The sequence below is a fragment of the Rubritalea marina DSM 17716 genome, from assembly GCF_000378105.1.
Taxonomy (GTDB): domain Bacteria; phylum Verrucomicrobiota; class Verrucomicrobiia; order Verrucomicrobiales; family Akkermansiaceae; genus Rubritalea; species Rubritalea marina.
The window spans coordinates 78,521-103,175 of the sequence record NZ_KB899256.1 but is presented as its reverse complement, the minus strand read 5'-3'; the positions used below and the strand labels follow the sequence as shown (position 1 = coordinate 103,175).

At 51.5% G+C, this 24,655-nt stretch carries 30 protein-coding genes; 25 read left to right on the top strand and 5 right to left on the bottom strand.

The window, feature by feature from the left end; genetic code table 11:
* Positions 1-59: 59 nt before the first annotated feature.
* Complete coding sequence (locus F454_RS0109375) at positions 60-491, bottom strand: ExbD/TolR family protein (RefSeq protein WP_018970397.1); 432 nt, start codon at positions 489-491, stop codon at positions 60-62.
* 23 nt (positions 492-514) lie between these two features.
* Positions 515-1,366, bottom strand: coding sequence for a MotA/TolQ/ExbB proton channel family protein (locus F454_RS0109370; RefSeq protein WP_018970396.1), 852 nt, complete (start codon positions 1,364-1,366; stop codon positions 515-517).
* A gap of 122 nt (positions 1,367-1,488) precedes the next feature.
* On the opposite strand from F454_RS0109370, the gene F454_RS0109365 reads away from it, so the two are divergent.
* From F454_RS0109365 to F454_RS0109345, 5 genes are all read left to right on the top strand, one after another.
* A complete protein-coding gene (locus F454_RS0109365) occupies positions 1,489-3,054 on the top strand; it encodes an excinuclease ABC subunit UvrC (RefSeq protein ID WP_026292820.1) in 1,566 nt (521 codons plus the stop codon).
* A gap of 122 nt (positions 3,055-3,176) precedes the next feature.
* Positions 3,177-3,941 (top strand): sugar phosphate isomerase/epimerase family protein, encoded by a 765-nt coding sequence (locus tag F454_RS0109360; protein WP_169334355.1) that lies wholly within the window; start codon positions 3,177-3,179, stop codon positions 3,939-3,941.
* Between the two features lie 118 nt (positions 3,942-4,059).
* Positions 4,060-4,902 carry a sugar phosphate isomerase/epimerase family protein gene (locus F454_RS0109355; RefSeq protein WP_018970393.1) on the top strand — a complete coding sequence of 281 codons (843 nt, stop codon included), beginning with the start codon at positions 4,060-4,062 and terminating at the stop codon, positions 4,900-4,902.
* Positions 4,903-4,932: 30 nt separating this feature from the next.
* Positions 4,933-6,399 (top strand): c-type cytochrome, encoded by a 1,467-nt coding sequence (locus F454_RS15800; protein WP_018970392.1) that lies wholly within the window; start codon positions 4,933-4,935, stop codon positions 6,397-6,399.
* 9 nt (positions 6,400-6,408) lie between these two features.
* The gene (locus tag F454_RS0109345) at positions 6,409-7,854 is read left to right on the top strand and encodes a hypothetical protein (protein WP_018970391.1); all 1,446 of its coding nucleotides are present in this window, start codon (positions 6,409-6,411) and stop codon (positions 7,852-7,854) included.
* 68 nt (positions 7,855-7,922) lie between these two features.
* On the opposite strand, the gene F454_RS0109340 is transcribed toward F454_RS0109345, so the two are convergent.
* Together F454_RS0109340 and F454_RS0109335 are read right to left on the bottom strand one after the other, a co-directional pair.
* Entirely contained in the window at positions 7,923-8,927 is a 1,005-nt protein-coding gene (locus tag F454_RS0109340; RefSeq protein ID WP_018970390.1) for an AraC family transcriptional regulator, read from the bottom strand.
* A gap of 44 nt (positions 8,928-8,971) precedes the next feature.
* Positions 8,972-9,592, bottom strand: coding sequence for a class I SAM-dependent methyltransferase (locus F454_RS0109335; protein WP_018970389.1), 621 nt, complete (start codon positions 9,590-9,592; stop codon positions 8,972-8,974).
* A 71-nt stretch (positions 9,593-9,663) separates the two neighbouring features.
* On the opposite strand from F454_RS0109335, the gene F454_RS0109330 reads away from it, so the two are divergent.
* The 18 genes from F454_RS0109330 (at position 9,664) to rplX (ending at position 21,221) form a co-directional block, all read left to right on the top strand.
* Complete coding sequence (locus tag F454_RS0109330; RefSeq protein WP_018970388.1) at positions 9,664-11,091, top strand: NfeD family protein; 1,428 nt, start codon at positions 9,664-9,666, stop codon at positions 11,089-11,091.
* 359 nt (positions 11,092-11,450) lie between these two features.
* Positions 11,451-11,825, top strand: coding sequence for a 30S ribosomal protein S12 (gene rpsL, locus F454_RS0109325; RefSeq protein ID WP_026292818.1), 375 nt, complete (start codon positions 11,451-11,453; stop codon positions 11,823-11,825).
* Between the two features lie 40 nt (positions 11,826-11,865).
* Complete coding sequence (rpsG, locus tag F454_RS0109320; RefSeq protein WP_018970386.1) at positions 11,866-12,339, top strand: 30S ribosomal protein S7; 474 nt, start codon at positions 11,866-11,868, stop codon at positions 12,337-12,339.
* Positions 12,340-12,381: 42 nt separating this feature from the next.
* Positions 12,382-14,526: an elongation factor G gene (gene fusA, locus F454_RS0109315; protein ID WP_018970385.1), complete on the top strand. Its 2,145-nt coding sequence runs from the start codon at positions 12,382-12,384 to the stop codon at positions 14,524-14,526.
* Between the two features lie 42 nt (positions 14,527-14,568).
* Positions 14,569-14,877, top strand: a complete 309-nt coding sequence (gene rpsJ, locus F454_RS0109310; RefSeq protein ID WP_018970384.1) for a 30S ribosomal protein S10 — start codon at positions 14,569-14,571, stop codon at positions 14,875-14,877.
* A 28-nt stretch (positions 14,878-14,905) separates the two neighbouring features.
* Entirely contained in the window at positions 14,906-15,553 is a 648-nt protein-coding gene (gene rplC / locus F454_RS0109305) for a 50S ribosomal protein L3 (protein ID WP_018970383.1), read from the top strand.
* Between the two features lie 27 nt (positions 15,554-15,580).
* Positions 15,581-16,189 (top strand): 50S ribosomal protein L4, encoded by a 609-nt coding sequence (rplD, locus tag F454_RS0109300; RefSeq protein ID WP_018970382.1) that lies wholly within the window; start codon positions 15,581-15,583, stop codon positions 16,187-16,189.
* A gap of 21 nt (positions 16,190-16,210) precedes the next feature.
* Positions 16,211-16,495: a 50S ribosomal protein L23 gene (rplW, locus tag F454_RS0109295; protein ID WP_018970381.1), complete on the top strand. Its 285-nt coding sequence runs from the start codon at positions 16,211-16,213 to the stop codon at positions 16,493-16,495.
* 66 nt (positions 16,496-16,561) lie between these two features.
* A complete protein-coding gene (gene rplB, locus F454_RS0109290; RefSeq protein ID WP_018970380.1) occupies positions 16,562-17,395 on the top strand; it encodes a 50S ribosomal protein L2 in 834 nt (277 codons plus the stop codon).
* Between the two features lie 38 nt (positions 17,396-17,433).
* Positions 17,434-17,703: a 30S ribosomal protein S19 gene (gene rpsS, locus F454_RS0109285; RefSeq protein ID WP_018970379.1), complete on the top strand. Its 270-nt coding sequence runs from the start codon at positions 17,434-17,436 to the stop codon at positions 17,701-17,703.
* Between the two features lie 24 nt (positions 17,704-17,727).
* Positions 17,728-18,453: a hypothetical protein gene (locus F454_RS0109280; protein ID WP_018970378.1), complete on the top strand. Its 726-nt coding sequence runs from the start codon at positions 17,728-17,730 to the stop codon at positions 18,451-18,453.
* Between the two features lie 31 nt (positions 18,454-18,484).
* Positions 18,485-18,826, top strand: a complete 342-nt coding sequence (gene rplV / locus F454_RS0109275; protein WP_018970377.1) for a 50S ribosomal protein L22 — start codon at positions 18,485-18,487, stop codon at positions 18,824-18,826.
* Positions 18,827-18,847: 21 nt separating this feature from the next.
* Entirely contained in the window at positions 18,848-19,561 is a 714-nt protein-coding gene (gene rpsC, locus F454_RS0109270; RefSeq protein ID WP_018970376.1) for a 30S ribosomal protein S3, read from the top strand.
* A gap of 37 nt (positions 19,562-19,598) precedes the next feature.
* A complete protein-coding gene (gene rplP / locus F454_RS0109265; protein WP_026292817.1) occupies positions 19,599-20,018 on the top strand; it encodes a 50S ribosomal protein L16 in 420 nt (139 codons plus the stop codon).
* Positions 20,019-20,048: 30 nt separating this feature from the next.
* Entirely contained in the window at positions 20,049-20,255 is a 207-nt protein-coding gene (gene rpmC / locus F454_RS0109260; RefSeq protein WP_018970374.1) for a 50S ribosomal protein L29, read from the top strand.
* 20 nt (positions 20,256-20,275) lie between these two features.
* A complete protein-coding gene (gene rpsQ, locus F454_RS0109255; RefSeq protein WP_018970373.1) occupies positions 20,276-20,542 on the top strand; it encodes a 30S ribosomal protein S17 in 267 nt (88 codons plus the stop codon).
* Between the two features lie 69 nt (positions 20,543-20,611).
* Entirely contained in the window at positions 20,612-20,977 is a 366-nt protein-coding gene (gene rplN, locus F454_RS0109250; protein ID WP_018970372.1) for a 50S ribosomal protein L14, read from the top strand.
* Positions 20,978-20,999: 22 nt separating this feature from the next.
* Complete coding sequence (gene rplX, locus F454_RS0109245; RefSeq protein ID WP_018970371.1) at positions 21,000-21,221, top strand: 50S ribosomal protein L24; 222 nt, start codon at positions 21,000-21,002, stop codon at positions 21,219-21,221.
* A 184-nt stretch (positions 21,222-21,405) separates the two neighbouring features.
* Here rplX and F454_RS0109240 read toward each other — a convergent pair whose 3' ends face one another.
* A complete protein-coding gene (locus tag F454_RS0109240) occupies positions 21,406-21,843 on the bottom strand; it encodes a 23S rRNA (pseudouridine(1915)-N(3))-methyltransferase RlmH (RefSeq protein ID WP_018970370.1) in 438 nt (145 codons plus the stop codon).
* Positions 21,844-21,969: 126 nt separating this feature from the next.
* Here F454_RS0109240 and F454_RS0109235 point away from each other — a divergent pair, with 126 nt between their 5' ends.
* Together F454_RS0109235 and F454_RS15795 are read left to right on the top strand one after the other, a co-directional pair.
* Positions 21,970-22,596 (top strand): LemA family protein, encoded by a 627-nt coding sequence (locus tag F454_RS0109235; RefSeq protein WP_018970369.1) that lies wholly within the window; start codon positions 21,970-21,972, stop codon positions 22,594-22,596.
* 68 nt (positions 22,597-22,664) lie between these two features.
* Entirely contained in the window at positions 22,665-24,644 is a 1,980-nt protein-coding gene (locus F454_RS15795; RefSeq protein WP_018970368.1) for a M48 family metallopeptidase, read from the top strand.
* Positions 24,645-24,655 lie beyond the last annotated feature (11 nt).

Here is a 24,655-nt window from a genome sequence, read left to right as displayed (position 1 = left end):
GATGTGTGAAGCACGAATTCTAGGGCGTGCTATGCGGGCGGCAGTGGCGTGCAGCCATGCTATTGACCTTGAGTTTGCTCGGATTTCTTCTTTTGGGTGGCGAAGGAAATGTTGCGGATGCCTCCCTTTCGGCAATGGTCAATGACGTCGACGATGTCTTGGTACTGTGTTTCAGCGTCGCCACGGATTCGGATCGGTTGGTCGGCGTTGACGGCGGCAAGGCGCTTCATCTTCTGGTATAGCTGTTCGAGGGTGTAGCTTTGGCGTTCCATGATGATGGTGCCATCGCTGCGTACATTCACCACTTCTTCGAGGTAGCTCCGAGTTTTTGTGGATCCTTCCTCAGCAGTTGGCACGCTGACATCCAACTCGGTTTCGTAGTCGGAGAGTTGGTAGGTGACGATGAAGAAAATGAGCAGGAGGAACACGACATCAATCATCGGCGCGAGCTGGAATCCAGCTGGAGGTGCTTGGCGGTTATGAAATTTCATAATGTGATCGCGCGCAGATGCGATTAGTCGTTGGCGGAGCGGTTGCTACGTTGCCCTTTGCCTTGTTGGTCGAACTGGGCAAAGTCAGCAAAGCCGTCGTCGTTGCTGGGGGCATCGAATTCGATTTCATCAGCCATGGCTGCTTTTGGGGTCTTTCCTCCAGATTCGTTGTACTGGGCTGCAAGAAGGGCCATGAGGTGCGTGGCTGCGGCTTCGAGTTCGGCGATGTACTTTTGAACTCTGCCGCGGAAGATGGAGTAGAAAATGAGTGCGAGGATGCCGATGACGAGGCCGGAGGCGGTGGTGATCAATGCCTCAGAGACGCCGCCAGCTAGTTCCATTTGCTTCACTCCTTCGAAGTTGCCCGCGGAAATTTGATGGAAGGACTTGATCATCCCGATCACGGTTCCAAGAAGGCCGATCATTGGAGCAATTCCACCGATGTCTGAGAGGTAGGAAATCCGCTGGGTGAGGATGCCGGCTTGGCGTGATCCTTCGGCTTCGGCGACTTCGCGTACTTCTTTGAACGGCACGCCATCGTTATGGGTCATGAAGTCTAGAGCCTTTTCAGCCACGCGTGAGATGCATTTATTTTCGCGGTGGCATTGAGCCACTAGTCCAAGGTAGTCACGCTTTCTGATGAGTGCTTCAGCAGTGCTCATGAAGCGGTTGCTGACGACTGAGTTTCTCCTGATGGTGATGAAGTAGAAGAAAATGAGTATGACTGTGAGGAAGGACAGGGCGGCGAGTGGGTACATGACCACGCCACCTTTTTCGGAGATGAGCTGGTAGATGTTCAGAGCCTCTTCCTGGATGTCTGCCGAGTCAGGGAGCTTGGATGTTTGAGCGATTAAGCTGCCGAATGTGAATTTCATAATGGTTAAGCTAGTAGGGAGTTTAGCGGCGGCCATCAGAGGTGCAAGGCCTAGTTCATGGTGAATCTACGTTTGGTCTTGCATCGGTCTTTCGGCGCAGTGACCATTGGTGGGCATACAACATGTCTAGTGAGCGACCATCGATGCGTGATAGAATGCGCAGCATGACTTCGGAGCCTGGTGTCTATCTGATGAAAGACAGGTTGGGCAACACGATCTATGTGGGAAAGGCGAAAAACTTGAAGAAACGTCTGTCTAGCTACTTTATGCCGTCGCGCAAGAGCAAGGCAGACCTCAAGACGCTCACCTTGATTGAGTCGATCTGGGATTTTGATATTCAGACGGTGCGCAGTGAGGAGGAGGCGCTTATTCTAGAGAGTAAGCTGATCAAGCAATATAGGCCGCGCTATAATGTGAGTTTGAGAGATGATAAGCGTTTTTGGTTGGTGCGAGTGCAGCTCAAGGATACGATGCCCAAGTTTGACCTCACGCGCCTGCGAAAGGAAGATGGCGCGCGATATTTTGGACCCTTTGTGCATTCGAATGCCTTGAAAGCCACGCTTGAATGGTTGAACCGAGAGTTTGGACTTCGCACCTGTGCCGTGCGCAGTCCAGGGGAGTATGATCACAAACATTGCCATGCAGATGTCATCCGCAATTGTTCAGCTCCTTGTGTGGGTAAAGTCTCGCTTGAGGGCTACCGGGAGAAGGTGATGGAGGCTGTAGAGTTTTTAGAAGGTAGAGGGAAGCGAGCGCGCTTTAATCACCTGAATGAGGAGATGCAAGCTGCTGCCGCAAACCTTGACTTTGAAAAAGCTGCGAGCTTGCGCGATGTGATCCAGAATTTGGAAAAGACTCTGAGCCCGACACGTCAGTTTTCTAGGCGGCAGCATGTGCCCTCCACGGTGCAGCCGAAAGAGGACATGACGAGCCTTGGTGAGTATTTGGGCTTAGATCGAGCACCGCGTGTGATGGAATGTTTTGACATCTCCAATGTGAGTAACACACACATCGTGGCATCGATGGTGCGCTTCCAGGATGGGGCTCCAGATAACCAAAAGTACCGCCGCTATCGGATGAAGTCAGTGGAGTCTCAGGATGATTTTGCGAGTATGGCAGAGGTGGTGCGACGGCGCTATAGCCGGATTCTTATGGAGGCGCGGAAGCAAGATCCAGAGGCATTCGAGGTCAATCAAGAATCTACGGTGCAGATCATGTATCGACTGGGTGATGCTGGCAAGCTGGGCACGCTGTTGCCTGATCTCGTGATTGTTGATGGTGGCAAGGGGCAGCTTTCCTCCGCTTATGCCGAGCTGAAAGACCTAGGAATGTCGGATTTGCCGATTATCGGATTGGCCAAGCAGGAGGAGGAGATTTTCTTTCCCGGAGAGAGTGAATCATTACGCATCAGCCATGATGAAGGAGCGCTCAAACTCATGCAGCGGATTCGTGATGAGGCGCATCGGTTTGCGAATAACTACAACGAACTGCTGCTGCGTAAGCGGATGCACGAGAGTGTTCTTGATGAGGTCCCTGGGATGTCAAAAAGCCGCAAGCTAGCGCTTTTTCAGCATTTTAAATCATTGGCGGCGATCAAAAAAGCAACAGTGCGCGAGCTTCAAGCCGTGCCAGGAGTGGGACCGAAGTCGGCAGAGCAGATTGTCGATTGGTTTTCACGCCAAGCATAGCAACTGATTCAGTTGCTTTAAAATTGTTCGCTGAACAAATTTGCATCAATTATAGTCGCAGCATGAAGGTACTTGATAGGGTGAAGTGTATTTTATCGATAGTTTTCTGTTGGGGCGTGAGCATGGTTTCCGCCATCGCTGAAGCACCTGCGTATTCGCCCAAGTTTTATGCCTTCTACAATGCCCTGGGCTTTGCAGATATGGATACCGAAGCCAAGGCCTTGAAGGAGCTTGGCTATGCTGGGGTGAGTGTGGTCTTAGGTGACGGCTATGGGAAACTACCAAAGTTGGTAGAGGTATATGAAAGGCACGGGCTTGAAGTGCTTAGCCTCTACTTGAATGTGGATGAGAAGCCGCTACCAGAAGCGTTCTTGGCACACCTCAAGCAACGTAATGCGTTGGCTGAAGTGACGGTCACCAAGAAAGGTCCTAATACCGTGGCTGCGCTCAAGCAGAGTGCTGATATGGCGCAAAAGCTTGGAGTCAAGCTGACCTTGTATCCACATGCTGGCTTCTCTGTGGCAACCATGCAGGACGCCCTTGATTTGATTGATGAGGTAGATCACCCGAATTTGGGAGTTAGCTTTAACCTCGCACACTTCCTGAAGGTCGAGGATGTGGCGACACTGGAAGAAGTGATTCGCCAGTCAGCGCCACACTTGTTTTGCGTGAATACTAATGGAGCGAATGTGGGTGGGAAATCGTGGGACGAATTGATCATGCGCTTGGGGGAGGGTGATTTCCCGCAGGAGCAATTGCTGCGTGTGTTGCAGGAAGTTGGCTACCAGGGGCCTGTGGGGATGCAATGTTTTGGTGTGAAGGGTGACAAGTTGGGGAACTTGAGGCTTTCGATTGAAGCTTGGAATGCGGCGAGGCAATCACTCTAATCTAGGTCTTATTCCTTGGTTGGAAATGTCTGTAAAATCGTGCTGCGATCAAAATTACCATATGAAGGTGCACACGCTTGCCGTTATATAAAGATACAACCCAACTATAAAATTACTTATGATCATTGGATGTTTCGCACTTGTTGAGCCGTTTACTTCGCTAGAAAGACAATTTCATGCGATCAAGGAAATGGGATTTGATTACGCCGACCTTACCGACAGCCACAATGGTGGTAGCCTCGGGGTGGAGTATGGCTTCACTGCTTCTTTGAGCTTGGACTCTCACCCAGGAAAGGTGCGTAAGATGGCTGAAGACGCGGGCATCACGCTCACCTCGGTATGCGCTCACGCCAACTTGCTGGACCCTACCTCGCCAGATCGTTATGGCACGGTGGAAATCATCAAGGCGATTCGCCTCGCGCACCACCTAGGCATCAAGCAGGTGATCACTACGGAAGGTGACGCGAAAACAGACTTCGGGCATAGTCTCAATCAAGAGCAACAGCTTTTCTCGATTGCGGAGAAGTTGCACGAGCCCGTTCGCTGGGCGGCTGAGCTTGGAATCGAATTACTGATCGAGCCACACGGCGAGTTGACTGACAGTGTGGAGGGGATGCAGAGCATTCTCGACGCCCTCGGCCATGAAGAGACTGTGGGAGTGAATCTTGACACAGGAAATAGCTGGCTCGGTGGTGGCGACCCATTGGAGTTCGTCCACAAGTTTGGTAAGCGCATCAAGCACGTGCACTGGAAAGATATGGGGGAAGAATGGCTTCCAAAGCGCGGTACGATGTATGGCTGCGGCATGGGGCTTATCCCATTGGGCGATGGCATTGTGGGGATTCAATCGATTGTGGAAGCTCTCGACGCGATCGGCTACGATGGCCCAACGACACTTGAAATTGCAGGGGTAGACGCCGTGCAGACATCGGCCAAAAGACTGCGCGAATGGTCGGCCTAGACAACACACTTTAGAAGATACAAAGAGCATATGGTAAAACGCATCACAATTCTTACAGCAGCCACTTTGCTGACCTCGTGGACCGCTTCGGCACTCGACGGCAGGAAGGTATACGAAAAGAACTGCATGGCATGTCACGGAGAAAATGGCGTGCCGGTATCCGAGGTTTTCCCTCCACTTGCTGAGAGCGAGTGGGTTCGGGGTGATGCGGGACGGATGGTGGAGATCATCCTGGGTGGTTTGGTCGGAGAAATCACGGTGAAGGGGAAGCAATACAATCTATTGATGCCTACCCAGGGAGCTTCGATGACGGATGAAGAAATCGCCGCCGTCGCCACATATGTGCGCAGTAGTTGGGGGAATAAGGAGGCTGCTGTGGCTCCGCATTTCGTCAAGCAGCTCCGCAGTACTGTTGAGATTGGCGAGTCGCTTGAGGCGCATAAGGTATTGGCCAAATACCCGTTGCCCGCGACCATCGAGCTTAAGAATTGTGTTTCGCAGGTGATGGCTTTTGAGTCGGAATTGCCTTTGACTAAGCTGGCAATCACGACGGCGGAGCCTGCTCACAAGTACCATATTCCTGCACCTAAGAATGATTTAGTACCGAATGCTTCTCAGTACTATGAAGGTAGCCACCGCACTTTACATACCGGGGATTTGGAGGTTTTCGACGATGGTATTTATGAGTTCAAACTAAACGCCAATGATTGGGCTGAGGTGAAACTTGATGGGGCAGTCGTGGTGTCGTCGACCTCGGGGAGCCCAGCTTCAAAGAAGCTTGAACTTAAGTCTGGAGTCTATCCAGTGGTGGTGCAGAGCTATGCGAAGTCGAACAACCGTACCTTGCTCTTTGATATCCTCAAGGAGGGAAGTAAGCCGTTTCAAGTGGGGAAGGCGACAGCGCCGAAGAATATTTGGAAGCCGACGGATCGCCCAATGATCTATCGCAATATTCTCAAGGACTCGAGTGCCCGTGGGATGGCAATTGGCTTTCCAAGCCAGGTGCATGTGTTGCTTGATCTGGAAAGCAGCTTGCTCACGAAGGTTTGGACAGGTGACTTCATTGACGTCAACAATCACTTTATTTTCCGAGGTGAACAGCCTGCAGGCGTGGCCGGAGAGGACGTCTTGATTCTCAATCGACCACTTACGGCACGCAATCAGGACGTAGATAGTAAAGGCTACAAGTTAAATCCAGCTGGTGAACCGATCTTTACTTATAAGATCGGGGGACATGATCTGATCAGTTTCTTTAGTGGTGCTGCAGGGACCAACGCAGTAAAGCGCCACTTTGTGACCACAGCTCCTAGCATGGATGTAGAGATTGCCAGATTGAAGAAGGGTGCAGCGACTTTGAGTGACCAACTGATCGAGACCCAGCGATGGAAAATAGCTACCGACGGCACCTACAAGGTGGTGACTCAGGGGGGCGAGGAGATTGTCTTTCTAGTCTTGAGCAATGAGAAGCCAAGTAGCGTTATTTACCAACTCAAATAGAAGTTTAGTATGAAGATTTTTAGAAACATCACACTCACCCTTATGTCGCTGGCTTCGGCGGTAGTGGCAAAAAATGCGGCCTACATCACTGAGAATATCCCCTTTCCTGAAGGCGAGACGATTGAGGTGGGATGCTTGGCTGAAATTTCAGGAAAGCGCCTCGCCGTGGGCACGCGTTTTGGTGAAGTTTGGATCGTAGAGGGAGCCTATGAAGAAGACTTAAGCAAGGTGAAGTGGACTCGATTTGCCACGGGGATGCATGAACCATTTGGTATTTTTGAGAGAGATGGTGATCTCGTGGTGACGCAGCGCCCAGAGGTTACTTTGCTCCGCGATCATGACAAAGACGGGGTGGCTGACGAGTATTTCACTCTGTGCGATGATTGGGGTTATTCTCCAGCCGCTTACGAATGGGCCTGGGGTTCTGATCCTGATAAGGATGGGAACCATTGGGTGCTTCTGACCCTATCGGGATCGGTGAGCTCCAATGTGCTCTATCGAGGGTGGGCACTCAAGATCACGCCTGAGGGTGAGATGATTCCGGCTGCGCCTGGTGTGCGTTCTCCAGGTGGTTTGGGAACCAACTCGGAAGGAGACTTGTTTTACTCAGACAACCAAGGTTTTTGGAATGGGAGTTCATCCATCAAACCACTTGTTGAAGGGAAGCATATGGGTGCTCAATCCGCCAATCGTTGGTACAAGACTGCCAACTTTGGAGATGAACCACCGGAGCCACAGAATGACAACTTTGAAGATTACCGGAAGCTATACAAAGACATCGTGCCAGCAGCTCTCGTGGTGCCGCATCACCGGATGTCACGATCACCTACTCAGATTGTACCTGACACCACGGGCGGGAAGTTTGGCCCATTTGCGGATCAATTGATCTTCGGTGAGGTGACCAATGCAGAAGTTGAGCGTGGTTTCTTGGAGAAGGTCAATGGCGTTTGGCAGGGTTCTGTCTTTCGACTCACGAATGAGGTTGGATCGGGTCCAGTTGCTTTACGCCTCAGCGAGGAAGGGTTCCTTTTCGTCGGACAGACTATCCGAGGTTGGGGAGGGAGCGGCAAGGCTCCACAAGCGCTGGAGCGAATCAAGTGGAATGGCCAGGAGTTCTTCGACATCAAGCATATCTCAGTCACTCCGGCGGGATTTGATCTGCACTTCACTCAGCCAGTGAACCAGGCAAAGGCGATGAATAAGCAGAGCTACCACATGGAGGCTTGGACCTACCCTTATGGCCCGGGTTATGGCGGACCAGAAAAGGATAAGCAAACTCCGGTCATCACAGACATCAAGGTCTCTGAAGATGGTAAAGTGGTGCACCTGAGTGTGGATGGACGCGTGCAGGGGCACTTGCATCAAATCGCATTCCCCAATGTGACTTCAGCCAAAGAAGAGAAGCCATACAACGACCGTGGCTGGTACACCCTCAACGAAATTCCGGCAAAATAGCCTGAATCTTGATGGTATGATTACCGATTGAAGGGGGGCGCAGCTGCGGCCTCCTTTTTTCATTCAGTCTAGCGCTTTGCCATGAATTGGCTTGGTGAAATGCCGAACTTTTTACGGAAGCATTTACAAAAGTACTCACTACTCCGGTAGCTCATTTGTTGTGCCACCTCTTTGACGAGGGTGCCTGATTCTTGGAGCAATGTGGCGGCAGCCTCGAGTCGAACATCATTTAGGTGCTGCATTGGGGTCTTGTTCGTTTTCTGTTTGATGATCTTAGTGAAGGCTGTTTTGCCCATGCCGCACTCGAAGGCCATCGATTCTACTGTCCAAGGGATGCTGAGGTAGTTGGGTAGCTCATGAAGGAAAATATCGATTGTCTTGGAGCTTTGATTGAGCGAAGTGTTTTCAGCTACCGTGTATTGTTCTTGGGCGTCGTGCTCCAGAAGGTCGATGAGCAATTGGTTGACTGAGACCTTGAGCTGCGAAATGTGCTCGGGTGTGTGCTGGTGTTCCACAAGGTCTTGTAGTTTCTCAATGGAAGTCAGGAGCTTCTTGCTCACGGGGATGGCGAAGTCGTTGCTCTGGATGAGTTCTTCAATCCGTGCCAGCTCCGATGCCTCGAGGATCACCCAGTCAGGCCAGACCCAGGTCTCATTGGGGCGGCGGACTTGCACATCGAGGATGATCCAGAAAAGCTTGCTTGGTCCGATCGTTGGTGATCCCAGCTTGTGTTTCACCCAAGGAGGGGTGATCGCTAGCATGCCTGCATCTAGTTTTTTTGCGTGGTTTGACGTTTCAAAATCGACTGAGCCGTGCAGCACGAAGGTGAATTCGATCCCTTCATTACGATGCCAGTCCAAGCCCCAATGCTGTGACTCCGAGCAGTCCCAGAACCCAATGTTGCGGATCTCGGGGAGCTCATCTGTGGCGAATTTATCGCCTGGGTAGGGGCCGTGTCCATAGGCGCGGTAGAGCAATCCGCCCTCCTCGGAGGCTTGCTTCAGTGGTTCGCAGGTGTCGATTTCCCACTGCTCCGAACCGGCGCGGAAAATGTGCAGAGTGTTCTTGGCCATCCTCTGTATCTACTCTTACGAGCTGTTGATAGACGAGGAAAAAGTTACACGATGATGTCGGGGGAGATTGGGGTGCGGCGGAAAATGGCGATGTGGCGGTCGACCGATTTATTGGGTGCGTCGGCGATTGGGCGTGCTTTGGGGTTGCGCAGTGTGTGCTGTAATTTGCCACCGAGGCTGGTGATTGCCTGCATGGCTTGGCGGTGTTCATCGTCGAAGTATGAGGTGATGGTCAAGATGCCACTCTCGCTCAGCCTGTGCAGTGCGGCATCGTAGATTTTCACCCATGTCTCGGCACCGTTCCAAAAGTTTTGGTGGCGCATTAGGATGAGATCGTAGGGTCCATCGAGTTCGCGGACATGGTCGAGTTGGCTTGCGTTCTGGGTGAAGAATTGGCAATTCGCCTTCGGGTGCTTGGCCCAGCGTTGTTTGGCTTCACCGATTTCGCGGTTACGGATGTCGACACCTGTGATTTCGAGTAACTCGGTATGGGCTAGGAGGTTTTCAATGAGAATGCCTGTTTCGTCTGCGCGGCCACAGGCGATGTTGAGCACGCGAAGTTGTTTGCGCGGCAGTGGGAATGCTTCAGCAAATTGTGGTGCCAGCAATGCCTTGAGTTTCTGAAGGTCTCCTTGGGTGTATTTGTTGGAAAAGGGGAGCGGCATGTGTCTTGGATTCTACTTTCTTGCGTTCTTTGTAATGGGCTGAAGGTCTTCGCTGTGTTAGAAGCTGAGGTATGAAGAAATGGATGAGAGTCTTACTGGTGCTGGCGGCGATGCTATCTGGTCTGCATGCTGGTACTGAAGAACCACTAGCGAAGGAATCCGAGGATTTCACCAATAAAGTTATTTGGTTGAAGGTGGGTGAGAAGTCCCTGATGAACAAGCATTCCTTCAAGTATTGGCGCAATGTGTTGAAGCAGGCGGAGGCACAGGGGGCCACGGCTGTGATCTTTGATATCGATACCCCTGGGGGCTATGCTGCTGAGACTGCAGATTTGATCACACGTGTGATGCCGGAGTTGACGATCCGTTCGATCGCATTCGTCAACCCAGAAGCCACCAGTGCTGGGTCAATGATCGCCTTTGGCTGTGATAAAATATACATGCACCCACGTGGTACTATTGGATCGACGGGTATCGTGAATGGCACTGGGGCTGAAATTGAACCAGTGATGCGCGCCAAGATCGAGTCGCTCTTCCAGTCGTATGTGAAAATTGTGGCAAAGGAACGCGGTCGCAACCCAGATGTGATGAAGGCGATGATGTTTCGCGATCAGGAATTCAGCTTTGCCGATGGTAAGGTGACGGTGAGTGATAAGGAATTGCTGAACCTGATTGCGGATGAAGCGATCATGGTGCACGATGGTAAGCCCTTGTTGGCTGATGGCATTTGCGAGGATATTGATGCGGTGTTGGTGGCGGAGGGCTTGGATAAGACCACGCTTGTTTCTGCTGAGCCTAGGGGGTTTCAGGCCTTTGCCCAGTGGGTGGGGCTCGTTTCGCCGATTCTGATTAGCGTGGGAGCCTTGGCGTTGTTTATGGAGTTCAAGACGCCAGGCTTTGGGGTCTTTGGTGTGATTGCGATGCTTGCTTTTGGCTTGTTCTTTGTGGGGAATAATATGGATGGAAACCTTGCTACAGGTTGGTTGTTTGTTCTCTTTATGGCGGGCGTGGTTCTTTTGATTCTCGAGTTTTTTGTGATCCCTGGGACGTTCATCGCCGGTGCCGTCGGGGTGCTGATGATCCTCGCTTCTCTGATGTTGGCGATGGTGGACATGGATGTGTATGAGAGTTTTAAGGATAAAGAAGGTGGCGTATTTGGACTTAAGGCAGTGTTTGGCTTCCCTCTGATTTATGTTTCAGTTGGTCTTACTTGTTCACTGGTTTTGAGTGCTATACTGATGCGCTTTGTGCCGAGTGTTCCGATGTATGATCGCCTGACCTCAAGGGCGAATCTTGAGGCAGGTACAGGGGTGGAGCACCCATTCAGTGAACTGGTGGGCAAGGTGGCGATCACAAAGACGCCGCTCGCGCCCTCAGGGAAGGTCTCTATCGAGCACGGGCAATACGACGCCGTGGCACGCAGTGGTTACGTGGAAGCGGGGGTTGAGGTAGAGGTTGTGGAGGCGGACGGCATGCGCATTGTGGTCGATGTGGTTTGATGTGAGTGCATCATGCGTCGCTACTGCAGTTGTGGAGCCTCCATTGTGTGATGGGGGCTATTTTTCTTAGTGAATTCAATTTAAATGACTTCGGAGGAATCAGTTCTCTCGCTCGCTCTGAGGTGCCTTTGTGTGGAATCGCTGGTGCGGAGCGGGGTAGGACTCCTATTGTTAAGAAAGCTAAACGATCTTTCAAATTGAATGGGTTGTGCCGTTTCGGTGAATGGTGAAATGGGTGAGAAAATCCTCAAAATAGGGCTTGCCAGATCGTGTTCGGCGGGTACAGTCGCCGCCCCACAAACTATCTTGGCACCATTGTGCCGAGGCGGTTTACATCGATAAATAAACAAATAGCAATTATGCCGACTATTAATCAGCTCGTCCGTAAAGGACGTAAAACACCAGTAGAGCAGTCTAAGTCACGTGCTCTTAATGCTTGTCCACAGCGACGTGGAGTGTGTCTTCAGGTGATGACACGTACACCAAAGAAGCCGAACTCCGCGCTTCGTAAGGTGGCCAAGGTTCGTCTTACTAACGGTAAGGAAGTAATGGCGTACATCGGAGGTGAAGGCCACAACTTGCAGGAGCACTCCATTGTGCTTGTGCGTGGTGGTCGAGTAAAGGATTTGCCAGGTGTTCGTTACCACATCGTTCGCGGTGCACTCGATACCCTTGGTGTTGATGGCCGTAAGCAATCCCGTTCTAAGTACGGTGTGAAGCGTCCTAAGAAGTAATTCGATTTTCCATCTCTATAACAACTAAACAGATTTTATTATGGCACGCCGTAAAAGAGTACACGCAAAGAAAGATCGTCGCGACGCACGCTACGATAGCCAGCTTGTTGGCACATTGATCGCTAAGGTGATGAAGGACGGTAAGCGTTCTATCGCTGAGCGTATCGTATACAACGCAATTGAAGCAGCCAACGATGGTGTTGACACTGTGGATCCACTTGAAGTGATCACACGTGCAATCGAAAATGCTAAGCCACGCGTAGAAGTTAAGTCCCGCCGTGTTGGTGGTGCAACCTACCAGGTGCCTCTCGAGGTAGCTCCTGATCGTTCTGAGTCCCTCGCTATGCGTTGGCTCGTAACATTCGCTCGCAATAAGAAGGGTGTGCCAATGCACAAGGCTCTCGCGAACGAAATCAAGGACGCAGCAAACAACACTGGCGCTGCAGTACGCAAGCGCGACGACATGCACAAGATGGCTCAGGCTAACCGTGCATTCGCTCACTTCCGCTTCTAATTGAAGAAGCGCACTAGAAGAGTACATACGATTTCCTAAGTAATGTCTACTGATCCCAATTCACCAAATCGCCCCTACCCGTTGCAGCGCACGCGCAACATCGGGATTGCGGCGCATATTGATGCGGGTAAGACCACACTCACGGAGCGTATTCTTTTCTACACAGGCATGATTCATAAGATCGGTGAGGTGCACGATGGTGCAGCGACTACCGATCACATGGAGCAAGAGCGTGAACGTGGGATTACTATCACGTCAGCAGCTGTTACTTGCGAGTGGGTTCAACAACCCGATGTTGATATCACCAAGCTTTTCGAATCCGAAAAGCAGCGCGTGAATATCATCGATACTCCAGGTCACGTTGATTTTACTGCTGAGGTGGAGCGCTCTCTCCGTGTTCTCGATGGCGCAGTCGTTGTATTTTGTGGTGTTGCAGGCGTTCAGCCACAGACTGAAACAGTCTGGCGACAAGCCAATAAATACAACGTGCCGCGTATCGTATTTGTGAACAAGATGGACCGTACGGGTGCCGACTTTAATAACGTGCTGGAAGATGTGCGTGAGAAGCTTGGTGCGACTGCTGCGGCCGTTCTCATTCCTATTGGTGCCGAGGAGAATCTCCGCGGCCAAATTGATGTGGTCAACCAAAAGGCCGTGATCTATGCAGATGACGACAAGTTTGGTTCTACATATTCTATTGAAGAGCTCTCTGGAGATCTTCAACTTGAGGCTGAAGCTGCTCGTGAAGAGTTGCTCGAGGTGGTAGCTGACCTCGATGATGAAATTGGTGAGAAGTTCCTCATGGAGGAAGAGATCACCAACGCAGACCTAAAGGCTGCGATTCGACGCCTCACCATCGCGAACAAATTTATCCCAGTTTCCGGTGGTTCCGCCTTTAAGAATAAAGGTGTACAGTTCCTAGTCGACGCCGTTGTTGACTATTTGCCTAGCCCAGTGGATATCGATGCTGCGCAAGGCCAAGAAGCTGATGACGAGGATTCGGTGGTCCTCGCTCCAGCCGATGATAACGAAAAGTTCTGCTCACTGGCCTTCAAGCTATGGGCAGACAAATTCGTTGGAAAACTCGTTTTCTTCCGTGTGTATTCCGGAACAATTTCTAAGGGGGATATGGTATACAATCCCCGCACTCGCAAGCAAGAGCGCGTGTCACGCTTGATTCAAATGCAGGCGGATAAACATGTGGAGCTAGAGACATGCTACGCAGGTGATATTGCTGCTTTCGTGGGGATCAAGAATGTCACCACTGGTGACACACTCTGCACGAAGAAGTTTGATATCTTGCTGGAACCGCCAACATTTCCTGAGCCGGTCATCGCCATGGCGGTGGAACCACGCACCAAAGCTGACCAAGATAAGCTCGCCACCGGGCTCTCCCGTCTTCAGGAGGAGGATCCTACCTTTGTGGTGAAGACTGACGACGATACTGGTCAGTGCATCATCGCTGGCATGGGTGAGCTTCACCTCGAGGTGATTGTGGATCGCCTCAAGCGCGAATTCAAAGTGGAAGCCAATACCGGAAAGCCACAAATCGCCTACCGCGAGACTATCTCAAGCGACGCGATTGGCGTGGGTGTGCTGAAGAAGCAAACTGGTGGCACAGGGCAATATGCTAAAGTTAACTTGAGTGTTAAGCCCAATGAGCAAGGGAAGGGTCTTACCATCGACAATAAAGTCGTGGGGGGCGCTATACCAAAAGAATTTATCAAAGCCGTCTACGGTGGAATCGAGGATTCCACAAGGAATGGAGTCATAGCAGGTTATCCTGTTGTTGACATTCATGTCGATATCGTAGATGGAGACGCCCACGATGTGGATTCGAACGAGAACGCCTTCCGAGTGGCTGCCATCCTAGCGATGCGCGAAGCACTTGAAAATGGAAGCCCGCTCTTGCTTGAGCCCGTTATGGACGTGGAGGTTACAACGCCTGATGAATATCAGGGCGATATCCTTGGCGACCTCAATCGTCGTCGCGGTCAAATTGCTGGCATGGATAGTAAAGGGGCAGCCTGTACGCTTAAGGCTACAGTGCCACTTGCTGAAATGTTCGGTTACATGACCGCACTCAGAACAGTCTCTTCTGGTCGAGCTTCATTCACAATGGAGCCGGCCAGTTTTGAACCCGTACCACAGGCGATCGTCGATCAGAAGTTCGGCGAAAGCGTGTAGAAACAACAATAATAAATAAGGTAAAAACAACACATCTTCATTATGTCTAATCAGAAGATCAGAATCCGTCTCCGTGCCTTCGACCATCGTGCAATCGATCGTTCAGCACAAGAGATCGTTGAGACAGCAAAGCGCACAGGCGCTAAAGTTGCTGGTCCGATTCCTCTGCCGACTCGCGTTGAAAAATTCAGCGTAAACCGTTCTGTTAACCAGAACAAGAAGTCCGCAGACCAGTTCGAGATCCGCACCCACAAGCGTTTGCTTGATATCGTCGATCCAACAGCCCGCACCGTGGATGAGCTCAAAAAGCTCAACCTCCCAGCTGGCGTTGACATCACCATCCGCATCTGAACCCTAAACTCGTAGAAATCATATTACTATGTCACTCGGACTTTTAGGTAAAAAAGTAGGCATGACTCGCGTGTTCGATAAGGACGCCGGCGTTATGATCCCAGTCACAGTTGTTGACGTAAAGGGTAACGAATTCCTTCAGGTAAAGACATCTGAAACTGACGGTTACGCCGCAGTTCAGGTAGCTTTCGATGATCAAAAGGAAAATCGCCTCAACGCACCAACCAAAGGCCACTTCAAGAAGCACAATGGTACTTCTAAGAAGCTTGTTAAAGAATTCCGTTTCGAAAGCGACGAGCAACTTCCAAACACTGAAGAAGCACACCCAGGTGCAGCTCTCTTCGAAGATGGACAGGTTGTTGACGTGATCGGCACCACAAAAGCCAAAGGCTTCCAGGGTGTTGTTAAGCGTTACAACTTTGCAGGTCAGCCAGATTCACACGGTCACATGATGCACCGCCGCCCTGGTGGTATTGGTGCTGGTACATGGCCTGGTCGTGTATGGAAGAACAAGAAGATGCCAGGTCGTCACGGTCAGTACCGTCGCACCGTTCAGAACCTCAAGGTTGTACAAGTTCGCGCTGAAGACGGCGTGGTTCTTATCTCTGGTGCAGTACCAGGCCACAAAGGTTCCTACGTTGTTGTCCGCCCAGGTGTGAAAGCGAATAAGAAGTAATCTTAACCATTAGAAAGAATCACTGAAATGTCAGCTAAAACACTTACAGCAGCAGACGCAACATCTGCAAACATCAATCTCGTTGAAGGTCACAAAGGCACCCAAGCAGTGCACGACCTCATCACAGCCTACCGCGCTAACCGTCGCTCCGGTTCTGCAAATACCAAGACTCGTTCTGAAGTAGCAGGCACTGGTAAGAAGATGTACAAGCAAAAAGGCACAGGTAATGCACGTCACGGTGACCGTGGTGCGCCTATCTTTGTCGGCGGTGGTGTCGTATTCGGTCCTAAGCCACGCGACTACTCTAAGAAGGTAACGAAGAGCGTTCGTAAGCTTGCGCTTCGCCGCGTTCTTACTTCTAAGATCGACGCTGGTGAAGTACTCACCGTTGCTTCCTTCGAAGTAGCAGATGCTAAGACCAAGTCATTCGTAGCAGCAGTAGCAGCTCTCACAGATGCTAAGAAGGTACTCGTTATCTCCGATAGCTTCTCTGAAGAAACCTACCGCGCCGGTCGCAATGTGAAGAGCGTACAGCTCATCACTGCAGCCGAAGCTAACATCGAGCAAATCCTTCACGCCAACGCTGTTGTTGTGACTGAGGCAGCTCTTGAGACAATCGCAAAGCGTACTGCTTAACCAACAACCGAATAGAAAACGATGAAAGATATTTACTCAGTAATCGACACTGTTCGCCTTAGCGAAAAAGCCACACTCCTTCAGGAGTTGAACAACGAATACGTGTTCAAGGTCGACCGCAATGCAAACAAGCTCGAAATCAAACGTGCTGTAGAACAACTCTTCGGTAAGAAGGTTGAAGCCGTACGCACCTGCAACTACGCAGGTAAGTTGAAGCGCCAACGCCGTAGCGATGCAGGACGCACCGCAAACTGGAAGAAGGCGATCGTTCGCCTCAAGGATGGCGAAACAATCGATCTCATCTAAATAGAAGAGTTCGATTTAATCACTCACGCTGCAAAAGCGAAATTAATTCGAAAGGAATAGCGAAACATGCCTTTAAAAACATTCAGACCCTTCACTCCTTCAAACCGTTACAAGGTTTTGCCAGGATTCGAAGAAATTACAAAAACGACTCCAGAAAAGTCACTCACTCAGCCACTTAAAAGAACCGGTGGCCGTAACAACCGTGGACGTATCACATGCCGCCACATCGGTGGTGGTCACAAGCGTAAGTACCGTCTTGTTGACTTCAAACGTCGTAAGTTCGACGTAGAAGCAACAGTCGTTGCTATCGAATACGATCCAAACCGCACATGCCGCATCGCACTTATCGAGTACACTGACGGCCAGAAGAGCTACATCCTCGCACCAGTAGGCCTCCAGGTCGGTGCTAAGGTTTCTTCAGGTCACAACGTGGCTCCTAAGCCAGGTAACGCAACCGTCCTCAAGAACGTACCACTTGGTACAAGCATCCACAACATCGAGCTCGTTCCGGGCGCAGGTGGTAAGGTTGCTCGTTCCGCTGGTCAGGAAGCCATCCTTTCTAACCGTGAAGAAGGTTACGCACTTGTGAAAATGCCATCCGGCGAAATTCGTAAGTTCAACGACAACTGCCTCTGCACCATTGGTCAGGTCGGTAACCGCGATCACATGAACGAGGTTTCTGGTAAAGCAGGCCGCTCACGCTGGCAGGGCAAGCGCCCAACAGTACGCGGTATGTGTATGAACCCAGTGGATCACCCGAACGGTGGTGGTGAAGGTAAGTCCAAGTCCGGTGGTGGTCGCCAGCACCTCAAGTCACCTTGGGGTCACGTTAAGGGTCAAAAGACTCGTAAGAAGATCAAGCACAGCGACAAGTTCATCGTATCTCGTCGCACCAAGTAATTGAGAACTTAATCTGAATCTTTAACCAATTTAACATTATGCCAAGATCACTCAAAAAAGGGCCATTCGTGGACCAAAAGCTTCTTGATAAGCTCGATGCTGCCGTTGAAAGCGGTAACAAAAAGCCAATCAAGACATGGAGCCGTCGTTCAATGATCACACCAGATTTCGTTGGGCACAACTTCGCAGTTCACAACGGCAAGACATTCGTTGCTGTTTACGTGACTGAGAACATGGTAGGACACAAGCTCGGTGAATTTGCACCGACTCGTATCTTCAAAGCTCACGGAGGTATCGGTAAGAAGTAATTCTTCATAGGTAGCTTGCTTGCAATGCGCACAATCACCCAAACCCTGGTCATACTCAGCTGCTTTGCAGCATTGACCGGATTAGGGAATGCTCAACAGCAATCAAGCAACGATGCTCGCCTTAAGAGGCTGGAAGCGAAAGTAACCAGCCTTCAACTACATAATCAGACACTCGCTAAGGCCCTCGCTCATGCCAAAAAACAGGAGCAAGAAGCTACAGCCGAGTTAGAGACAATCCGCTTGGATCTTGAAGCGCTCGGAACCTACCCACTAGGGACAGACGACGAACGACTCAAACAAGCGGTGGCCAACCGCAAGGTGCTCGAGGATCGCCTCAGTGAACTAGAAATAGCTGCACTGGCGCTCACCGATCAGGTACGAGAATATCTCAAAACCGCCTTTGCAGCCGACGCCGAAGCTAGACTAAAAGTCGAATCAGCAATGAGAGGACTTGACGTAGAGCTCGGAATAAGGCACAAGCCGCAACCTCAAGTTGACTTTGGCTCCCTTCGGGAAGCTAAAATCATCAGCATTGACTCCCAATCTGGGATCTTAGTGCTGAACGCTGGAGAAAAGCAGCAAGTGCGCATAGGCATGACATTTCGTATCCTACGCGGGAACAGCCAAATAGCCGAAGCTATCATTGCAAGAGTCAGACCTGATATCTCAGGAGCCCTTGTGATGGCACTCGATGACACCAACAACGCGGTTCGCCTCGGCGACATCGCATCCATTAAGACGATCAAATAAAAGGAACTAAACATCCAACGGAAACAAATCCATGGAAGTAAAATCAACATACAAATACGCTCGCGTTTCTGCCAAGAAGGCACGTGACGTGGCTCGCGAAATCCAAGGTCTTTCTGTGTCCTCCGCACTTGATGCTCTGACATTCACACCAAAGAAGTCAGCGGTACTCATTGCTAAGACACTCAAGTCCGCCATTGCTAACGCAGAAAATAACTTCGAACTCGACGCAGACGAACTCTTCGTAAAAGAAGCTACCGTCGGTGAAGGTCCTACCTTCAAGCGCTTCAAGCCACGTGCTCGTGGTTCCGCAGGTGCTATCCGCAAGCGCACGAGTCACATCTTCATCACTCTTGCTCCTAAAGCAGAAGCATAACCACAAACTAGAACTAATAATATGGGACAGAAAGTAAATCCTATCGCATTCCGCCTCGCAGTCTCCAAGGACTGGCGTTCTAAGTGGTATGCCAAAGGTCAAGACTACACAGCTAAGCTTCACGAAGATCTTCAGATCCGTAAGTACATCAAAGGGCGCCTTCAGTTCGCTGCTCTTTCACGTGTTACCATCGAGCGCGCTTGGAACAGCGTTCGTGTCACACTTCACACTTCACGTCCAGGTCTTGTGATCGGTCGTAAGGGTGCTGAGATCGAAAAGATGACAAACGACATCTCCAAGATCTGTGGTGGCTGCCAGGTAAAGATCGACATCATCGAAATCCGCAAGCCTGAGCTCGATGCTCAGCTCGTGGCTGAAAACATCGCCGTTCAGCTTGAGCGTCGTATCGCATTCCGCCGCGCCATGAAACGCTCCATCCAAACCGCTATGGAGTTCGGTGCAGAAGGTATCCGCGTACGTTGTGCAGGCCGCCTCGGTGGTGCTGACATCGCACGTGCAGAATGGTACCGCGAAGGTAAAGTACCACTTCAGACACTCCGTGTGCCTATCGACTACGGCTTCGCAGAAGCATCCACAGTCTACGGCATCATTGGTGTGAAAGTATGGATCAACAAGAAGGAAGAAAAGCTCACAGCTGGTAACAACAACCGCAACGACCGTGGTGGTCGTGGCCGTCGTCCAGGTGGTGAACGCCGCGAGCGTCGTCAGGGCTAATCTTTATAACTAGTAACATATATAGGAATACAGAATTATGCCTTTAATGCCAAAACGCACCAAGTTCCGCAAAACTCAGCGCGGAAATCGCGGTGGTAATGCACAGCGCGGAACTGACGTAAGCTTCGGTGACTTCGGTCTCCAGTCGCTCGGTCGCTCATGGATGAGCAACCGTCAGATCGAAGCCTGCCGTATCACCATCAACCGTCACCTTAAGCGTAAGGGGAAAGTTTACATCCGTGTCTTCCCTCACAAGTCCGTAACAGGCCGTCCACCAGAAACTCGTATGGGTAAAGGTAAAGGCGCTGTTGACCGTTGGGTTGCAGTAATCAAGCCAGGCGCCATGATCTTTGAGATCGCTGGTGTGCCTGAATCAGAAGCGAAGGAAGCACTCCGTCTCGCATCCAATAAGCTCGGTTTCCGTACCCGTTTCGTAGAGCGTAACAAGCTCAGCTAACCCACAATAATCCGTATAGGAATTACTAATATGGCTACTAAAATTAGCGAAATCCGCGAACTTTCAGTTGAGGAGTTGGGTAAAGCACTCTCCGAACTCAAGCAGGAAGCACTCCAACTCCGTCTCCAGCAGTCTACCGGACAGCTCGAGAACTCCGCCCGCATCAAAGCAGTTCGCCGCGAAGTTGCACGCATTCAAACCGTGCTTTCAGAACTTCGTAACAAGTCTGCTAACTAACCCACAAAGGATTAATAAACATGAGCGATACAAACACACAGAAGCCAGGTTTACGCAAGTCCCGCGTTGGCGTTGTTGTCTCCACACAGATGAACAAGACTATCGTAGTTGAATACGTAGCTCGCGTTCCTCACCCACGCTTCAAAAAGATCGTTAAGCGCACGAAGAAATTCTACGCTCACGACGAAGCAGGACAGGCAGCAGTAGGCGACAAGGTACGCATCACAGAGACTAAGCCGATTTCCAAGCTTAAGCGCTGGGAACTCACTGAAGTTCTTACTCACTAATTCATAAACGCTCCCTGAATCCTTCAGGAAACAGGGGGCATTTTAACCACTTAACTGACTACTAATTCTATGATTCAAATGGAATCCTCAGTAGCGATTGCCGACAACACAGGCGCTCGCTCAGCAAAGATGATTGGTGTTCTTGGAACTCGTTCCAAGGTTGCTAACGTCGGCGACATCATCACTGCTCACGTTCGTGAAGCAATCCCAACAGCTTCTATCAAGAAGGGTACTGTTGTGAAGGCAGTGGTAGTGCGTTCCGCAGCTCCGATCCGCCGTAAGGACGGTTCAGTGCTTCGTTTCGACAACAACGCTATCGTGATCATCGACAAGGACAACAACCCGAAAGGTACTCGTATCTTCGGCCCAGTTGCTCGTGAACTCCGTGAGAAGCAGTTCATGAAGATCGTATCCCTCGCTCCAGAGGTGCTCTAACTCTAAAACATCACGCATTATTATGGCACACGTAAAAAAAGGTGACAAAGTACAAGTAATCGCAGGCGGCCACAAGGGTGCTACCGGTACTGTTGCTTCTGTCAACGAAGCTAAGCAACGCGTTGTTGTGGAAGGTGTTCGCAAGATCAAGAAGACAATCAAGCGCTCCGAAGCCAACCCAGAAGGTGGCATCGTTGAGATTGATGGTCCAATCCACATTTCCAACGTCAAGAAGGTAGACTAATCTACCGGAAGATATTGTTTTCCAAAGGCGAGGTTCTCAAGAACCTCGCCTTTTTTTGTCTTCTAGTAGCGGAGGTTTCCAAGCTCCTGACCCAAGCATGAAACACCTAGGGTGCTAGGTAGGAACCCTAGCTTTGAACGTGCTGGGACTCCTCACTCCACACTGTTCACTTCGCACTCCACCGCTAGCGGTGGTATGGCTCCCCGCGTTTGATCGTGGCCACTCGGTAGATTTGCTCTAGCAGAACCACCAGAGCGAGCTCATGCATGAGGGTGAGGCGAGAGAGCGAGAGCACGAAGTCGGCTTGGTTGCGCAGTTCTTGGGTGTGGCCGTCACTGGCACCGATGAGGAAACTGACATTCTTGAAACCACGCATTTCCCATTTGTTGTAGAGGCTGACAAGCTCCTCGGTGGTGGGAGTTTCTCCACGTTCGTCCATGACGATGCGCACGGTGCCCTTGCTGGCTTCTAGAAGTCGTTTAGACACATCTTCGCTGCTGCCGTCCTTGATGTGGGTGAGCTTGTATTTGCCGTAGCGCTGGAGCCGCTTGAGGTATTCGGCAGTGCCGTCCTTAGCGTATTTGAGAGACGGTTTACCGGCGACGATGATTTCGTGGTTCATGAGTGGGTGATGTTTACAGAGAAGTCGGCTTTTTGTAATAGCAAAGATCGTGGAATTTCTAGATCCTATGAGCGTTCTAACTTGTGCAATCAAGCAGAACCATTCAAAACCTAAACTATGCAAACTATGACCTCTTTACTTCTGCAACCCGTGCTAGCCCTCACTGGCGTTGTGATCACGCTCATTGTGCTCGCTGCGATTCTAGCCATCGTTGTTTTTTGGGTGATCGGAGCCTACAACGGCCTGGTGACTCTGCGTAATCGCTACAAGAACGCCTTCGCTCAGATTGATGTCCAGCTCAAGCGTCGTCACGACCTCATCCCGAACTTGGTGGAGACAGCCAAGAAATATATGGCGCATGAGAGCGAGACGCTCGAGGCTGTGATCGCAGCGCGCAATAGCGCGGCTTCTGCTTCGCAAAATGTGAGCCCAGACGATGCGGCAAACATGCAGGCAATGATGGCTTCTGAAGGTGCCCTAGGTGCTTCACTTGGAAGACTCTTCGCCCTCTCTGAGGCCTACCCAGACCTCAAGGCGAACCAGAACATGATGCAACTCACCGAGGAACTTACCGCCACCGAGAACAAAGTCGGCTTCTCGCGTCAGGCATTCAATGATGCTGTCACTGCCTTCAACAACAAGCGCGAGATGTTCCCAACCAACTTCATCGCCAACATGTTCAACTTCGGCGAAGCGACTCTCTTTGAGGTTACCAACGAAGCAGAGCGCGAAGTGGTGAAGGTGGAATTTTAAGCTATTTTTAACAAAACCTAGGGTTCCTTTATGAGAGCACCCTAGGTTTTATTGTTTTACGACCATCCATGAATTTCTACGAAGCTCAGGACCACGCGCGGCGTCGGACCAAACTTCTCGTCTTCTACTTCATCCTCGCCGTGATCGGAGTGGTGGGGGCCATCTATGCCATCTTAGGGTTCTACTACACCACGCAGACGGTGCGGGTGGTGGATGACAATGGCTCTGTGGTCGAGCAAGCTGGCGAGTTCTGGGACCCTGAGCGATTCGCGACGGTTTCCTTGTTGACCGTCGGTGTGATCCTCGCGGGAAATCTTTTCAAGTCGATGCAGCTCCGTGGTGGTGGTTCCGTGGTGGCCCGTGATATGGGTGGGCGCCAGATTGACCCACACACCAGCGATGCAGACGAGCGCAAGCTCATGAATGTGGTCGAGGAAATGGCCATTGCTTCTGGCGTGCCCGTGCCTGAAGTCTGGGTGATGGACCAAGAGATGGGTATCAATGCCTTTGCTGCTGGCACCGAGATCAACAATGCAGTCATCGGCGTCACCCGTGGCTGCATCCAGCAACTCAATCGCTCGGAACTTCAGGGCGTGATTGCCCATGAATTCAGCCACATCCTCAATGGCGACATGAAGCTGAACATGCGCCTCATCGGCTGGCTCTTCGGCATCATGATGCTCACCATCATCGGCCGCGAGCTCCTCTGGCACATGCAGCTGATGAGCCTAGGGCGTCGTCGTTCTGAGAACAACAATGGGGCTCTCATTGGATTGGTGGTCGCCATTGCTTTGTTGGTCGTCGGCGCGATTGGCGTGTTCTTTGCGCGCATGATCCAGGCAGCGATATCGCGCCAACGCGAATACCTAGCGGATGCCTCAGCAGTGCAATTCACCCGCGATCCATCAGGGATCTCAGGGGCGCTGCGTAAGATCGGCGGCATGAGCTCGGGCGTGAAGTCGGGCAAGGCATCCGAGGCGAGCCACATGTTCTTTGCCGATGGTGGGATGTTCTCCTACGGCTTCGCGACCCACCCACCGCTCGAGGTGCGCCTCAAAGCAATCGAGGGTGCCGAATACGAGTTGAACCAAGCTACAGTCACGGAAACTCAGGGAGCTCAACAAACCCAGGCTCCCTATTCGGGCTTGGATGCGCAGGTCTCTGGTTTCGCCGGAGGGACTCAAGGTGCCATGGAGGCGCAGCCGCCACCGGTGCCTGCATCGGTGACGCGTTTACAGTGGGATCAACTCGGCGAGACCGAGCAAACATCTTCGGCTGTGGGTGCCGACATTCTAGCCTCACTCAAGTCAGAGTGGATCGAGGCCGCGCATGACCGTACCAGCGCGCAGGCGCTAATCTTTGGGCTCCTGCTTGGACACGACGCGAGGCTATTGGACAAAGGTGAAAAATACCTAAAGAAACAATTCAATGCCAGTACCGCCGAAGCAGCCAAGTGGTGGAGCGAGTCGCTCGCCGACGAACACTCTACCCAGAAGATCGCCTTGATCGACCTTTCGGTGCCGGCCCTGCGCAAGCTTTCTCAGCCAGAGACTGAGAAGTTTGTACGTGCCACTGAGTGGTTGATCGCAAGCGACGGGAAGGTGGATATTTTTGAATTCATGTTGCAGAAGTTGCTCGCCCAGCACCTTGGGTCTGCGTTTGGCGGAGGCAACAGCACGCGCGTGCGCTTCACCAAGATCACCCAACTGCAACGTGAGCTCCATGTGCTGGTCTCCACCATGGCAGGCATCGGTGCCCAGAGTGGGGGAGACCTTGAAAGCGCATACAGCGAAGCGACTGGCGACCTCAGGCAAAAGGGGCTGAGTTTGCCCGCCATTTTAGCTCCGGAAGAATGTGGCCTCCACCTCGTCGATGAGGCGCTTCAGAAGCTAGCCCAAGCGACACCATTGATTCATCGCGACGCTCTCCACGCCTGCGGCCTCGCCGTGATGGCGGATGGCGAGATTGGGAATACCGAGATCGAGCTCCTCCGCGCCGCCGCCGATGCCATGGGCACCGCGATCCCTCCATTCGTGAAAGTCGCGTAAAACCTAGGGTT